Annotated in this window: 16 protein-coding genes; 6 read left to right on the top strand and 10 right to left on the bottom strand. The window is 72.8% G+C overall.

Annotation, left to right across the window (positions count from 1 at the left end; translation table 11 throughout):
* Nucleotides 1-84: 84 nt before the first annotated feature.
* Complete coding sequence (locus tag K4S16_RS24445; RefSeq protein WP_149261366.1) at nt 85-525, bottom strand: SRPBCC family protein; 441 nt, start codon at nt 523-525, stop codon at nt 85-87.
* A 95-nt stretch (nt 526-620) separates the two neighbouring features.
* Complete coding sequence (locus K4S16_RS24440) at nt 621-1,208, bottom strand: TetR/AcrR family transcriptional regulator (protein WP_200842084.1); 588 nt, start codon at nt 1,206-1,208, stop codon at nt 621-623.
* A 149-nt stretch (nt 1,209-1,357) separates the two neighbouring features.
* Here K4S16_RS24440 and K4S16_RS24435 point away from each other — a divergent pair, with 149 nt between their 5' ends.
* Together K4S16_RS24435 and K4S16_RS24430 are read left to right on the top strand one after the other, a co-directional pair.
* Complete coding sequence (locus K4S16_RS24435) at nt 1,358-2,428, top strand: DUF1214 domain-containing protein (protein ID WP_149261365.1); 1,071 nt, start codon at nt 1,358-1,360, stop codon at nt 2,426-2,428.
* Nucleotides 2,428-3,642, top strand: coding sequence for a sulfotransferase (locus tag K4S16_RS24430; protein ID WP_149261364.1), 1,215 nt, complete (start codon nt 2,428-2,430; stop codon nt 3,640-3,642). The genes K4S16_RS24435 and K4S16_RS24430 overlap by 1 nt, the downstream gene beginning before the upstream one ends.
* Before the next feature lie 30 nt (nt 3,643-3,672).
* Here the strand turns inward: K4S16_RS24430 and K4S16_RS24425 are convergent, their stop codons facing one another.
* The 3 genes from K4S16_RS24425 to K4S16_RS24415 all read right to left on the bottom strand — a co-directional run bounded on the left by K4S16_RS24425 (nt 3,673) and on the right by K4S16_RS24415 (nt 5,876).
* Nucleotides 3,673-4,287, bottom strand: a complete 615-nt coding sequence (locus K4S16_RS24425) for a bifunctional 2-polyprenyl-6-hydroxyphenol methylase/3-demethylubiquinol 3-O-methyltransferase UbiG (RefSeq protein ID WP_149261363.1) — start codon at nt 4,285-4,287, stop codon at nt 3,673-3,675.
* Between the two features lie 105 nt (nt 4,288-4,392).
* Nucleotides 4,393-5,301 (bottom strand): sulfite exporter TauE/SafE family protein, encoded by a 909-nt coding sequence (locus K4S16_RS24420; RefSeq protein ID WP_149261642.1) that lies wholly within the window; start codon nt 5,299-5,301, stop codon nt 4,393-4,395.
* Complete coding sequence (locus K4S16_RS24415) at nt 5,301-5,876, bottom strand: rhodanese-like domain-containing protein (protein WP_149261362.1); 576 nt, start codon at nt 5,874-5,876, stop codon at nt 5,301-5,303. Before K4S16_RS24415 ends, K4S16_RS24420 begins: the two co-directional genes overlap by 1 nt.
* Before the next feature lie 318 nt (nt 5,877-6,194).
* Here K4S16_RS24415 and K4S16_RS45880 point away from each other — a divergent pair, with 318 nt between their 5' ends.
* The gene (locus tag K4S16_RS45880; protein ID WP_235037048.1) at nt 6,195-6,464 is read left to right on the top strand and encodes a metal-sensitive transcriptional regulator; all 270 of its coding nucleotides are present in this window, start codon (nt 6,195-6,197) and stop codon (nt 6,462-6,464) included.
* Between the two features lie 115 nt (nt 6,465-6,579).
* Here K4S16_RS45880 and K4S16_RS24405 read toward each other — a convergent pair whose 3' ends face one another.
* The 4 genes from K4S16_RS24405 to K4S16_RS24390 form a co-directional block, all read right to left on the bottom strand.
* Nucleotides 6,580-7,251, bottom strand: coding sequence for a DNA alkylation repair protein (locus K4S16_RS24405; protein WP_149261360.1), 672 nt, complete (start codon nt 7,249-7,251; stop codon nt 6,580-6,582).
* Between the two features lie 59 nt (nt 7,252-7,310).
* A complete protein-coding gene (locus K4S16_RS24400; protein WP_160161017.1) occupies nt 7,311-8,450 on the bottom strand; it encodes a CapA family protein in 1,140 nt (379 codons plus the stop codon).
* A gap of 283 nt (nt 8,451-8,733) precedes the next feature.
* On the bottom strand, nt 8,734-9,279 hold the full coding sequence (locus K4S16_RS24395) for an arylamine N-acetyltransferase (RefSeq protein WP_149261358.1): 546 nt from the start codon (nt 9,277-9,279) through the stop codon (nt 8,734-8,736).
* Nucleotides 9,280-9,307: 28 nt separating this feature from the next.
* The gene (locus K4S16_RS24390) at nt 9,308-10,453 is read right to left on the bottom strand and encodes an FAD-dependent monooxygenase (RefSeq protein ID WP_149261357.1); all 1,146 of its coding nucleotides are present in this window, start codon (nt 10,451-10,453) and stop codon (nt 9,308-9,310) included.
* Between the two features lie 71 nt (nt 10,454-10,524).
* Between K4S16_RS24390 and K4S16_RS24385 the strand changes: the two genes are divergently transcribed.
* The 3 genes from K4S16_RS24385 to K4S16_RS24375 all read left to right on the top strand — a co-directional run bounded on the left by K4S16_RS24385 (nt 10,525) and on the right by K4S16_RS24375 (nt 12,878).
* A complete protein-coding gene (locus tag K4S16_RS24385; RefSeq protein ID WP_149261356.1) occupies nt 10,525-11,082 on the top strand; it encodes a TetR/AcrR family transcriptional regulator in 558 nt (185 codons plus the stop codon).
* A gap of 67 nt (nt 11,083-11,149) precedes the next feature.
* On the top strand, nt 11,150-11,959 hold the full coding sequence (locus tag K4S16_RS24380) for an alpha/beta fold hydrolase (RefSeq protein ID WP_149261355.1): 810 nt from the start codon (nt 11,150-11,152) through the stop codon (nt 11,957-11,959).
* A gap of 37 nt (nt 11,960-11,996) precedes the next feature.
* Nucleotides 11,997-12,878 (top strand): AraC family transcriptional regulator, encoded by an 882-nt coding sequence (locus tag K4S16_RS24375; protein ID WP_235037047.1) that lies wholly within the window; start codon nt 11,997-11,999, stop codon nt 12,876-12,878.
* A gap of 4 nt (nt 12,879-12,882) precedes the next feature.
* On the opposite strand, the gene K4S16_RS24370 is transcribed toward K4S16_RS24375, so the two are convergent.
* Nucleotides 12,883-13,659, bottom strand: a complete 777-nt coding sequence (locus tag K4S16_RS24370) for an aldo/keto reductase (protein WP_200842083.1) — start codon at nt 13,657-13,659, stop codon at nt 12,883-12,885.
* Nucleotides 13,660-13,883: the final 224 nt, after the last annotated feature.

The raw sequence follows: 13,883 nt of genomic DNA, 5'->3' as shown, positions 1-13,883 counted from the left end.
GCGGCGGGCGGGCCAAAGAGATATCGCCGACCGCTCGCAGTCGTCCACAATGGGATGGAGTGACGGGCCCCTACGGCGCACCGGTCACGCGCTCAGCGCGGAGTCGAGCTTGGCCAACTGGGCGTCGTAGATGCGCTGCAGGCCCTTGGGGGCGAAGGTCCGTTCGAAGAAGCCGCCGATGCCGCCCGCTCCGTCCCAGGTGGTGGCGACCTGGACGCGCGCGCCTCCGCCGGCCGGGGCGACCGTCCACGTGGTGACCATCGAGGAGTTGGCGTCCCGCTCCACCAGGCGGTCGGCGGCGGGGGCGCTCACGGTGAAGAGGCAGTCGCGCACCCGCTTGCTGGTGGCCGCGAGCTTCCAGTGCACCACCGTGCCCTCGCCCTGGCCGCCTTCCCGCACCTCGTACTCGCTGAAGTGCTCCGTCAGCATCCGGGACCGCACCCCGGTGTAGTCGGCGAGCGCTCCGAGCACTTGGTCCGGGCTCGCTGCCAGCGTTCTCTCCGCGGTCACCACGACTTGTCCCATGCCGATCATTCTTTCACCGCGCCGGGCCGGCGTCGTTCAGCCTCGCCAGGCTTTGCCTTGGCGGCGGGCTCGACCTGCGGGACGAATGCCCCGCATCAGGGCTGCGCGGTGGCGGTGCCCAGGGTGGCCCGCGCGATGCGGCGGGCCTGGGCCAGAAGGCGTTCGGTGGAGTGGTGGTCGGGGTCGGTGAGGCGGAGGCGGACGAGTTCGTCGGCGACGGCGTGCAGGACGCGGATACTCAGTTCCGGATCGGCGGCATGGCCGGTGATCCTGTGGAGGTGGGAGCGGGTGACGGCGCGGGCCCGGGCGAGCCGCTGGTGGAGTTCGGGAGGTCCGCCTTCGGCGGGGAGCATGAACATCCGCCAGGTGGCGGGGGCCGCGTCGACGGCGTCCAGGATTCCGGCCAGCGCGCTGGTGAAGGGGTCCTCGTCCGGATGGACGGGACGGGCGGCCGCCTCCCGGAAGCCGGCGAAGGCATGCTCGATCTCGCGGTCGACGAGCGCGACGAGGAGACCGGGCAGGCTTTCGAACTGCTGGTAGATGACGGTGCGGGTGACGCCGCACTCCTCGGCGACCCGCTCGATGCTCACCGCGTGGTAGCCCTGCTCGACCACGATCCGGCGGGTCACGTCCAGGATCTGGGCGCGCCGCTGCGGGCCGCTCAGCCGTCGGCGTGCGGTCATGGTCCGGTGGCTCCTCGCATCTTGCCCCGATAACTTACGAACTGTAAGTTATCGCCTTGCCCGGCGGCCGTCCAGACCGGGCAGGAGCGAGGGTGAGCCATGGGGACGCCGCACCGAGCGACCGACCGGGGACCGGGCGAGGGCGGCATATGAGTCCCGACGGGCGGGCCTGGGCCGATCTGGTCGAGGCGCTGGGGGCCGCGGGACGGCGGCTCGACGACGCCGCCGCCGACCTGTCCGAGCAGGAGCGCGCCGACGGCTACCGGGCCCTGCTGCGCGGCCTGCACCACCAGCTCGCCCGGTTCGAGGTCGACCGCGAGCGCCCGGAGCTCGTCCCGTTCAACGGCTGGCGGCAGAAGTTCTTCATGGACAACCCCGACACCCGCTACTGGGTCGCCGACGTGCGCGGCGACCGGCGGTACCGCCTGACCGGCAGCACCGGCGACGCCGTCCACACCTCGATCACCGCCTACACCGGCGGGCCCGGCACAGCGACGGCCGCGGCCCGCATCGACGGCGACCGGCTCGGCATCGGCCCTTCCGGGGAGTTCTCCGTGCTCGTCGGCGGGACGCGGCCTCAGGCGGGCGCGTGGCTCCCGCTTCCCGAGGGCAACGGGCAACTCTGGGTGCGCCAGTTCCACGACGACGTCAAAACCGATCGCCATGGCTGGTGCGCCATCGAACCGGTGGCGGCGCCGCAGCCCCCGCCGCCGATCGAGGCCGCGCGGTTCCGGCACCGGTTGCGGCGGCTCGCCAAGGCCGTCGAGATGATGCCGGCGGTCTTCGCGGCGGTGGATAGGCAGGTCGAACCCAACACCGTCCACCACTGGGCGGAGATGGCGGAAGGCGCCGCCTACACCGAACCCGGCATCCACTACCTGCGCGGCGCTTGGAGACTCGACCCCGGCCAGGCGCTCCTCATCGAGGGCGAGACCGTCCCCTGCCGGCACTGGAACGCCCTCCTCTACAGCCGATACCTCAACTCTCTCGACTACCGCCACCGGACCGTGTCCCTGACCGGCGCCAACGCCACGATCAGCGACGGCCGCTACCGGATCGTCCTGGCCTCCCAGGCGCCGGAGACCGGACCGGACGTCGACTGGCTCGACACCGAAGGCCGACCGTCCGGCTTCGTCGTCCTGCGCTGGCTGCACGCCGAACGCCCGCCGCCTCTGCCCCGCGTCCGCGTCCGCCGGATCGACGAGCTGGGAACCGCCTGATGACGCCGTGGCACCCTCCCCAGCGGACCCCGCAGGCCCAGGCGGTCTACGCCGCGGCCGAGTCCGACCGCGCCGCCCGGCCCGACGCGTACGCGCTCGACCCGGAACCCGTCATCGCCGCGGCGCTCCGCGACGCCGACCCCGCCGGGCTCGGCGACCCCGCGCTCTGGCGCGAAGGGCTGGACCGCTACCTGGCGTCCGCCGACGAGGACGGCCGCCTCAACGCCCTCGGCACCAGGATGGTCCGCGGGACGGCCGTCGCCGGCCTCCGCGCCCGCCTCGCGATGGACCGGCTCCGGCACACCGACCGGCCGCTCGACACGCCCCCCGTCGTCATCACCGGAGGGTGGCGGACCGGAACGACGTTCCTGTACCGGCTGCTGGCGACCGACCCCCGCCTGCGCGCACCGCTGCCCGCCGAACTGGCCGTCCCCTGGAAGTTCCGCGGCGCGGACGCCGAGCGGCGCGCGGAACTCATCGACGCCGGCGCGGCGGCCAACGACCTGCTGGACCTGCTGAACCCCGCTCTGTCGACCGTCCACGGCCACGGCCCGCGCCTGCCCGAGGAATGCGTCGTCGCGATGAACTCCGGCTTCCGCAACTGGGGGTTCAGCGCGACCGTCCGGCTGGACGGCTACAGCCGCTGGCTCGCCGGCCAGGACCTCACCGACACCTACCGGCGCCACCGGCACGTCCTGGCCACGCTCGACGACGCCGACGGCCGCCGATGGCTCCTCAAGGCCCCCGCCCACACCGCCGAGCTCTCCAGCCTGGCCGCAGCCTTCCCCGGCGCCTGCGTGATCTTCCTGCACCGCGACATCGTGCAGACCGTCGCCTCGGGGGCCAGTCTCTTCTGCGTCTTCCGCTCCACCTACAGCGACCACGTCGCCCCCGCCGACGTCGGCCGCTTCCAGACCGATCAGACCGAACTGTGGCTCCGCCGCGCCCATGACTTCCGCACCGGTGACCGGGCCGGCAGCCTCACGATCGTCGACATCGACTACGACGACCTCGTCCACGACACCGCCGCCGTTCTCGACCGCATCTACGCCGCGGCGGGCCTCGAACCCGAGGATGCCACCGGCATGATCGACCGCTACCACGCCGACCACCCGCGCACCGCCAAGGGCGCCCACCGCTACACCCCGCAGGACTTCGCGCTCGACGAGGCAGCGGTCCGGGCCCGCCTCACCCGCTGGGCGGGGCCGCCCTGAGCGGCCGGCTCACCGGGGTGATCGGGCAGGTCACGGGCGGTGGGCGAGGAGGAACGCGTCGATGGCCGTGCGGGAGCCCTCGTCGGTGGTGACCTCGCGGGTCCTGGGTTCCGCCCGCACGATCTGGAGGCCGCGGCCCTCGATGTCGGACACCGCGTCCTGCGCGGTGTAGAGCACGGCCGGATCCTGGGGGCCGCCGACACCGTGCGCGAGGTTGTCACTGTCATGGGCCACGACGAGCAGCAGCCCGCCGGGGGCCACCGCGTCGGCGGCGGCGCGCAGGGCGCTGCGGCGCAACCGCTCGGCGACCTGCAGATAGGCGACGATCACCAACTCGGCGCCCTGGCGTGCCGGGGTGTACTCCCGTAGATCGGCCTCGACCGGGCGGATCCGGTCCGCGTGCTCACCGAGCCGCCGCTCGGCGAGCGAGCGGGCCCGCTCCAGACCGACGGCGGAGAAGTCGACCGCGGTGACCGTCCAGCCGCGCTCGGCGAGCCACAGCGCGTTGCGTCCCTCCCCCGCCGCCAGGTCGAGGGCGCGGCCCGCCGGCAGGTCCGCCGCGACCTCCTCGACCCACCGGTTGGGCCCGGCCGACCAGACCAGGTCGCTGCCGGCGTACCGGCGATCCCACTCCGCGCTGTCCACGGCCACCTCCACGTTCGACGTCCCGTTCCATCTTCGTCGCCGTCCCCCTCAGGCGCCGCGCTCATGCCCGGCGGCGCGGGAATCCCGCGCCGCCGAGCCGGCGGATCAGTGCCGCACCCCTTCCGGCGGAGCGGCGTGCTTCGCCTCGTGGACGGCGGCCGGCCCGTGCCGTCTGGTCCTGTGCGCCAGGAGCGCGGCGGACGCGGCCACGGTGACGGCCGCCAGCACCGCCCAGCCGAGGGGGGTGGCGAACAGGGCGTGGCGTACCGGCCCGGGGGCCTGCTGGGACACCACGACCCCGGCCATCACCAGGACGAACCAGCCGAAGGCCTGGCGGAGCCGCTGCGGGTCGACGCGTCCGGCCAGGCGCGAACCGGCGAGGCCGCCCAGCACCGCGGCGGCGGTCACCGCGAGGGTCAGCGGCCAGTCGATGTGGACGCTGGAGAGGTATCCGGCCAGCCCCGCGAACGACTTCATCGCGATGACCAGCAGCGAGGTGCCGACCGCGACGGGCATGGACAGGCCGCCGAGCAGGACGAGCGCGGGAACGACGAGGAAGCCGCCGCCGGCTCCGACCAGCCCGGTGACGAGCCCGACGGTCACCCCTTCGGCCAGGATCCGGAAGATGGGCCGGTCCGCGTGAGTGCCGGTGGGGGTGCGGCGGCTGCGCAGCATCGCGACCGCGGTCACGGCCATCATCACCGCGAATGCGCCGAGCAGCACGCCGCCGGGGATGAAGGCCGCCAGCCGTCCGCCGGCGTAGGCGCCCGCCATTCCGGCGCCGCCGAACAGCAGGCCGGTGCGCCAGCGGACACGGCCGGCGCGGGCGTGCGGCAGGATGCCCGCCAGCGAGGTCGCGCCCACCACGAACAGCGACATGGCGATGGCCTGCTTCGCCTCGACCCCGGCCACGTAGACGAGGATCGGCACGGTGAGGATGGATCCGCCGCCGCCGAGCAGGCCGAGCGAGACGCCGATGGCGAGCGATGCGATCAGGGTCAGCGCGAGTGTCATCATGGCCGCCGCTCCTTCAGCAGCTCGGCCATCGTCACGACGCTGCAGGACGGCGCCCGGTTGAACGGCAGCTTCGACAGCAGCATGCCCATCGTGCAGGTGTTGGTCAGGGCCGCGACCGTGAGGCCGGCGCCGACTCCGGCAGCGAGCCACTGGAGCCCCGGCACGACGAGGCCGCCGACGACGCCGACCACCACGAGGGACCCGGCGACCAGGCGCACCTGCCGCTCCAGGTCCCAGCGGGACCGGTTCCGGTTGAGCGGCGCGCCCGCGGCCTCCCACGCGACGATCCCGCCGTCCAGGATGTGCACGTTGGTCATGCCCGCCTCGCCGAGCGCCTCCTCGGCCTGGGCCGCGCGGGCGCCGCTCCGGCAGACGAGCACCACCTCGTCGAGGGAGCCGCGCAGCTCGGCGCGGTGCTCCCGCAGCGTGTCGAGGGGGACGTTGTAGGAGCCGGGGATGTGCGACGCGGCGAACTCGGCGGGCGTGCGCACGTCCAGCAGGCGCGGCGCGTCCGGGGCGGCGAGGCGGTCGCGCAGCGAGGCCGCGTCGATCTTCGGGGACAAACGAGGCATACCCATCTTCTTTCGTCGTGGAGGCCGGTCCGGACCCGGGGCGCCGCTGCCGCCGCCCACCGGGGGGCGAGCAGGCCGCGGTCGCCGGACGCGCAGGTCACGGACATGTCAGATACCCCAGGGGGTATGCCTCGGAGAGTAGCCGAGAAGGGAAACGATGCGCAAATACCCCAGGGGGTATCCAGGAACGCCGTGTACGGCTCGGCCCGCGGTCAGCCCGCCGGCTCGTCGCGGGGGGAGCGGGCCGCGAACCGGGCCCGCCCGGCCCGCCGGGTCGCGGCGCGGACCCTATACCCTGGCCGGTATGAGGAGGGCGACGTGAAATTCGAGGCGGAATCGCTGGCCGATGTCCTCGTGCGCCTGCGGCGCGCCCAGGGGCAGCTCGGCGGCGTCATCCAAATGATCGAGAACGAGCGGGACTGCAAGGACGTGATCGCCCAGCTCGCGGCGGTCTCGCGGGCACTGGACCGCGCCGGGTTCAAGATCATCGCAACGGGCCTGGAGAAGTGCGTCCAGGAAGGCGCGGACTCCGAGCAGGCCGCACTCGACCGCGCCCAGTTGGAGAAGCTCTTCATGAGCCTCGCCTGACCCGGCCCCGAGTACGACCACCGCCCCGGACGAGCGGATCAGCCTCCGTAGACCGTGGCGGCAAGGCCCGCCTCGGCGCACCCCATCTCCCGAAGGCCGCACGCTGGAGTGCGAGTCAGACGCCTTGCTTTCGACTCACCATTTCGGTGATCCAGATGGGGGCGAACGGGGACGTGCAGTTCGGGGGCGTCGGGTAGTCCTTCAGGACCTGGAGGCGTTCGCCGATGTCGATGGCGCGGGCGCGGTGGTCGGCGTGCTCGATCCCGATCTGGGCGAGGCAGGTGTTCATCGCCCACTGCAGGCGGTCGGGGGCGTCCCGCATCTCGGCCTCGATGACGTCGAGCAGAGCCGCGAGGTCGAGGCCCTCGGGCTTCTTCGCCACGCGTTCGGCGGTGAGCGCCCAGCCGGCGCTCGCGACCACCGGGTCCGGGTCGGCGGACCAGGCCAGGCGCAGCTCCTCGCAGTGCGGGTTCTTCTTCACCACGTAGCTCACGAGCCAGTCGTGCACCTTGGGCGTGCGCGCCTCGCGCAGCATGGCGTCCAGCTCGTCGCGCTCGAACGCCTTCGGGCGGCAGATCAGGAGCGCCAGCAGTCTCGCCGCGCTGTCGTCGGTTCCCCAGAGCCCGCACGCGAGTTCGTGCTGCGTCTTCAGCCGCTTCGCGAGCGCGCGCAGCTTGCCGAGGTTCACGCCGTGGTCGTCGCCGTGCCGTTCGTTCACCTCGCGGATCTTCGGGTCCTGGAGCCCGGCCAACTCCGCCATCACCCCGGCCACCGTCGCCTCGGTCATCCGGCCTCCCGTCCGTCCCGGGTGCCCCTCACCCTACGACGCGAGGCCGCGGCAAGGGCTCAGCGTCTCCCGGGGCGTTGGAGCTTCACCGAGGTGACCTGGTCCGAAGCGTCGGGGACCTTGAATCCGAGGCTGCGGACGACTCTCGTCGTGTCGTCGATGGCCGCCTGGTCGGCCGAGTCGCCGCGGACCAGGGTCCGGAGCCTGATGGGCGGGCCGGGCGCGACGAGGGTGGGGACGAAGGAGGGCTTCTCCTTCCACCGCCGTTCGCGGGCGTCCCACGTGAAGGCGACCAGGGCGACGAGCCCTTCGTGGGTGGCCTGGATGTTCGCGACCGGATTGGCGACCTGGTTGCCCATCCCGTAGACGACCCATTTGCCGTTGATCCGCTCGAAAGGCTGAACGACGTGCGCGTGGTCGCCGAGGATCAGGTCGACATCGCGGGAGCGCAGCAGCGTCGCCGCAAGGCGCCGCTGCTCGGGGGTCGCCTCGTGCTGGTACTCCTCGCCCCAGTGGAGGCTGACCATGACGATGTCGGCACCGGACCGCTTGGCGCGGGCCGCGTCCGCGAGGATCCTGGCCGGGTCCAGCCCGTCGTTCACCAGCCAGGGCTTGCCGGACGGCTTCGGTATGCCGTTGGTGCCGTACGTGTAGGAGAGGTGCGCGACCTTGACGCCCTTCACGTCCAGGAGGTTGGTCTTCTTCGCCTCCGCCGCGCTGCGGGCCGTGCCGGCGTGCCTGACGCCCGCCTTGTCCAGGGCGTCGAGCGTGCGGCGCACCCCTGGTTCGCCCTGGTCGATGGAGTGGTTGGACGCGGTGGAGCAGGAGTCGTAGCCGAGCCCGCGGATCGCGTCCACGATCTGCGGCGGCGAGTTGAACGCCGGATAGCCGAAGAAGGGTCCCGACCGCCTGGCCAGGGGGGTCTCGACGTGGCAGATCCCCAGGTCCGCTCGACTGATCACGGGATTGAGCCGGGCGAGCATCGGCATGAAGTCGTATCCGCCCCGCTTTCTGCCGCGAGCGTCGGAGGCCGCCTGGTCGATCAGGATCCGGTGCAGCAGAAAGTCGCCGGTGGCCGCGACCGTGAATTGTGCGGTTTTAGGGTGATTTGACTTGGTCGCCCGCTGGAGTGTCGCGGGCCGGCGCTCATCGCCGTCGCATCCCGAGAGCGCGGCCAGCCCCAGCACGCCGACCAGCAAGGCGCTCGCCGCGGCCCGGCCGGCACTGGGCCGCCGACCGATAGCCGATTTCCGGGTTGATATCGACATTCGCATAGTTGCTGTATCAACAGCTCACGTCGCCCGAAACGGGCATTTACCGTAAGAACGATCATCGCTGGTGATGCTTTGTCGAGATCATGTAGATCGCATGCCGAAGGCGCGTGTTGCCGGGATGATGACGCGCGACGATTCGGAATGGACGATTTCCGAACTAGTGTTCTTATGGCCTTTCAGGTTCCTTGTCATGCCTGGCAGCCGGGGCTCACGGCATGCGGGAGAGCGCCGCGATGAAGGGCTCCCGCACCGCGGGGTCGCAGTGGGCGGCTTCCAGGACGGCCTTCTCGGCGTCCGGGTCGGGCCCTGCCGGATGGTCCTGGCCGGGCCCGCACGCCATCGGCATGTCGGTCCGGCCGTCCCACGGGGCATCGCCGGGGAAGGTGACGTCGATGACCACGTCCCGACCGTCGCGGCGAAGGAGCAGGTATCGGTGGACGTCGGTCAGCCCCTCCTCGGGCACCGCGGCCGCCGGCACGGAGCCGTACCGCCTGCGCGCCAGCTCCCGATCGACGCGGTAGACCCGATGCACGAGGCGGGGGTCATGCTCCGGCCAACGCTCACGGACCAGCGTCGCCAGCAGGGCGTGCTTGGTGGAGCAGGTGCCCGTCCATTCGGACAGGACGCCCTCCGGGGAGCGGTCGCGGGGACGGCCGTAACGGATGCGCTGGACCGCCCGGACGACGTCTTCGAGACGGGCGTCGGCGGGCAGGCCGGCGCGCTGCAGGAATCCGCGGAGCAATGGCGACGTCATAGAACCGGTCCTCGGGTGGGCAGAGCGGTCACGGGGACGTGCTTTCCGGCGGGGACCAGCGGTAGAGCTGGTCCGCCTGGCGAAGGACCGCGGTGGGGCCGAGCCTGCCTCCCAGCCACACCATCGCGTTGCGCGCCGCGACCGGCACGGCACCCGAAAGGGCGGTGAGACGGGCGATCTGGAGGGAGCGGCGCATCACCGCGGTGGTGCGCGGAAGCCTCGCCGCGGTGTAGGCGGGCAGCCCTCCCCCGCCCGCCGACACCTCGTAGGCCAGCACGACCGCATCCTCGACGGCCTGGCAGGCGCCCTGCCCGAGGTTCGGCGTCATCGGGTGGGCGGCGTCGCCCAGCAGCGCCACCCTGCCGCGGTGGAAGGACGGCAGCGGGCGTCCCATCGCGTAGAGATCATTGCGGATCAGACGGTCCGGGGACAGCGATGCCAGCAGCGCCGGGATCGGGTCGTGCCAGTCCCCGAACAGCCGGAGCAGTTCGGCGCGCTCGTCCTGGGCGCGGACACCCTCCGGGGCCTTCGCCGTGGCGTAGACGTAGGCGAGCCCGCCCGCCAGCCGGGTCATGCCGAACACGCGGCCGCGTCCCCAAGCCTCGCTTCCCGCGACGTCCCCCACGGATTCGGAGGTGACGGCCCGCCACGCGGTCAGCCCCGTGTACCGGACGGGGGACGGCCCCGGAAAGAGCACCGACCGGGCGGACGAGTGGATGCCGTCCGCCGCGACGACCAGGTCCGCCCGTTCCTCCCCCTCCCCGGTGACCACGATGCCGTCGTCCGGCGACACCGACCTGACCGTCGATCCCAGTCTGAGAGCGCCCTCGGGCAGCCGTTCCGCCAGCAGATCGACGAGCGCGCTGCGCATGAGCACCACCGTCGGGTCGCCGAAGCGCGCGACCAGGGCCTCGGCACTCGTACGGCTCAGCCAAGCGCCGCCCGCCGTGCGCAGGCCGCCGTCCCCCTGCATCACCGCGAGCTCCCGCACCGCGTCACCCGCCCCTATCGTGTCGAGCGCGCGCAGGGCGTTGGGCCCGAGCGCGAGGCCGGACCCGATCGGCTCCAACGAGGGAGCCCGCTCGTGCAGGGTGACCGTCCACCCCTTCCCGCTCAGGGCCACCGCGGCCGTCAGCCCGCCGATCCCGCCCCCGACCACGATCGCGTTCGCCATCGCCGACCCCCTTCACTACATCTATAGTGCCACTACATTCATAGTGTGCACTACATGAGTAGTCTGACGTGGTGCTCACCACCCGGGCGACGCTCGTCGCCGAAGCCGCCATCACCCTGCTCGCCGAGCGCGGCATGCGCGGCCTCACCCACCGCGCCGTCGACGAGGCGGCCGGGCTCCCTCCCGGCTCCACGTCCAACGTCGCCCGGAGCCGCGCCGCACTCCTCGAACTCGCCCTCGTCCACCTCACCGAACTGGAGAAGCGCGGCCTCGCCGGCCTCGGCCCGCAGCAGGGCGGCCTCGTCGAGGCGCTGGCGCGCTTCCTGCACGGCGCCCTGCACGAGGACCGGCGCCGCACGCTGGCCCGGTACGAACTGGCGCTCGAAGCCACCCGCCGGCCGGAGCTGCGCGCGATCTACGACGCGATCGGACGCGACTTCCGCCGTGCCGCCGTCTCGCTCATGGCCGCGGCCGGCTCGACCGACCCCGACCGGCACGGGCACGCCCTCGTCGCCTTCATGGAAGGCGTGATGTTCGACGCCATCGCGGGCGCGGGACGCGAACCCGCCCTGGACGACCTCCGCCTCACCGTCCGCGAGTACCTGACCGGCGTCCTCCCTCCGGACTGAGCGCACCGCCGCTCGACCGGAACATTTGTCCAAGACCGGCGGGCGGTCGGCCGTGCATGGTCGGTGCATGAGTGAAGTCGATGTCGAGCGCTCGCATGGGATGCACGTGGTCCACGACGGGCCGCGGCAGGCGCCGCCGCTGCTGCTCCTCCACGGGTCGGGAGCCTCGGGCGCCACGTGGAACCCCATGGTCCCGGCGCTCGCCGGCCGCCACCACGTCGTCCGGGTCGACCTCCCCGGCTGCGGGCAGTCCCCGCCCGCGCCGTCGTACGACGTTCCCGACCAGGCGGACCGCGTCGCCGCCCTGCTGGACGACCTCGGGCTGAGGGGCGCCGCCGTGGCCGGGCACTCCAGCGGCGGCTACGTCGCCACCGCGCTCGCCGAACGGCGGCCCGACCTCGTGGGCTCGCTCGTGCTGATCAGCAGCGGTCCGAGTCTCGACGCGTTCCTCCGGCAGCCGCTCCTCCTCCGGGTCCTGCTGTCCCCGCCGCTCGGCCCGGTCCTGTGGGCGAGGCGCTCGGACGCGATGATCCGCCGCGGGATCGCCGCGACGGCCGCGCACTCGGTGGACGTCCCGGACGACCTGGTCACCGGCGTACAAGCCATCACCTACCGCTCGATGAGGACGGTCCTGCGCCGAAACACCGCCTACGTCGCCGAGCGGAGCGTCCCCGAGCGCCTCGCCGCCCTGGAGGTGCCCGTGCTGGTGGTCTTCGGCGCCGCCGACGCCCGCTGGGATCCCTCGTCGGCGCGCCGGTACGAAGCGGTACCGAACGCGCGGGTCGAGATGCTGCCGGACGTCGGGCACCTGCCCCCTCTCGAAGCGCCCGAGGCGACCAGCGAGCTGCTGCTGGACTTCACGGCCGCGGTCCGCTGACCCGATGGCCTGCGAGCCCCCGACCTAGACTGGTCACGTGCTGCCGACCGGGACGTCCCCCGACTGGGCGGAGGTGGACATCGCCGTCCCGCGCCCGCCGGTCCGGCTGCCGGGGGTCGCCATGGCGGGGTTCCGCCAGCGCCTCCCCGCGCCCGTCGACATCGCCATGGTCGCGCACCCGTCCGTCACCCTCCTCCTCGACCTGAGCGACGGGGAAGGCATCGTCCACGGCGTCCATGGCCGGCGCCGGCACGGCAGCTTCGTCGCCGGGCTCCATCCCGCCGGCCTCCGGGTGGGCGGCCGGGTCGGCGAGTGCCTCCAGATCCGGCTGGGCCCGGTCGCGGCGGCCGCGGTCCTAGGAGCATCGGCCGAGCTCACCGGGACGGTGGTGCCTTTCAGGGACGTCTGGGGCCACGACGCCGACCGAGCGGAGGACAGGCTGCGCGCCGCCGCGACATGGGACGAGCGGTTCGCGATCGCGGCGGAGATCCTCGGCCGCCGGCCGGCCCCCCGCCCGCCGGTCGATCCCGAGGTGGCCCACATCTGGCGGCGGACGCTCACCGGCCAGGGACGGGTACGGGTCGAGGGCCTGGCGGACGAGGTCGGCTGGAGCCGCAAGCGCCTCTGGTCGCGCTTCCGGGCCCAACTCGGCATCACGCCCAAGCGCGCCGCCCGCCTCGTGCGCTTCGACCACGCCGCCCACCTCCTCGCGGCGGGCCGCGCCCCGGTCGACGTCGCCGCCGAGTGCGGCTACGTCGACCAGTCCCACCTCCACCGCGAGGTCAGGACGTTCACCGACCTGACCCCCGCAGGCGTGGCCACCGCCCCCTGGCTCGCCATCGACGACACAGCCTGGCCCGCACCGACGCCGCCACACCTCCCCGTGGACGGCCGGCAACGCGTCCTTCGGCCGCGCTGAAGGATCAGCGGGTTCGGGAGAGGGTGTCGATGGCGGCGATGTCCTCTTTGGTGAGGGTCAGGGCTTCCAGGTCGAAGTTGGCGGCTATGTGTTCGCGGCGGGACGACCTCGGGAGGATCACGATGTCATGTTCCAGGTGCCAGCGGAGGACGACCTGGGCGGGCGTGGCGCCGTGCCGCCGGGCGATCCCGGTGAGGACCGGATCGCGCAGGTCGGTGTTCTTGAGGCCGCTGTAGCCCTCCACGACGATCCCCCGGCGGCGGTGCTCGTCCAGCAGGGCCGGGTCGTGCTGCGCCGGGCTCCACGAGATCTGGTTGACCGCCGGCTGCCGGCCGGTGGCCTCGGTGAGCAGGTCGATCTGCGCCGGGCTGAAGTTGCTCACCCCCACGTTGCGGACCAGCCCCGCCTCCTGGGCGGACAGCAGCTCCCGCCACGTCGGGACGAGTTCGTCCTGGGCGGTCGGCCAGTGGATCAGCCAGAGATCCACGTAGCCGGTGTCGAGCAGGCGGAGGCTCGACTCCAGGGTGCGGCGGGCGTGCCGCGCGTCCTGCGGGCGCAGCTTGGTGGTGATGAAGACGTCCTCCCGGTCGACGCCGCTCTCCTTCACGGCCCGGCCGACGTCCGCCTCGTTGCGGTACAGCGTCGCGGTGTCGATGTGCCGGTAGCCGATGTCGAGCGCCGCACGCACCCCCTCGTACGCCGCCCTGGACCCCAGTTGCCAGGTCCCGAAACCGATCAGCGGCAGCGCGGTGCCACCGGGCAGGTCCACAGTCCGAGTCATGTACCGCATTCTGCCCGTGCTCGGCCCGCCGGTCGTTGACGCGGCCGTGTCAGCCGCTCCGAACACGGCTCGATGTGGGCGTCCGGACGTGTTGTTCGGCGGTGTCTCGGCTGTCAGATCTTGTGTACGCCTGTACGGAAATGCCTGGCGAACAGGCTGACAACACCGATCTTCTTGTGGACAGGTGAGCGGCCGGGTGACGGTGGTCCCCGCCGCGGGCTTCG

The sequence above is a fragment of the Actinomadura sp. K4S16 genome, assembly GCF_008327685.1.
GTDB lineage: Bacteria > Actinomycetota > Actinomycetes > Streptosporangiales > Streptosporangiaceae > Spirillospora.
Note: the sequence above shows the minus strand (reverse complement) of the source record. Positions and strands in the feature narration are given on the sequence as shown.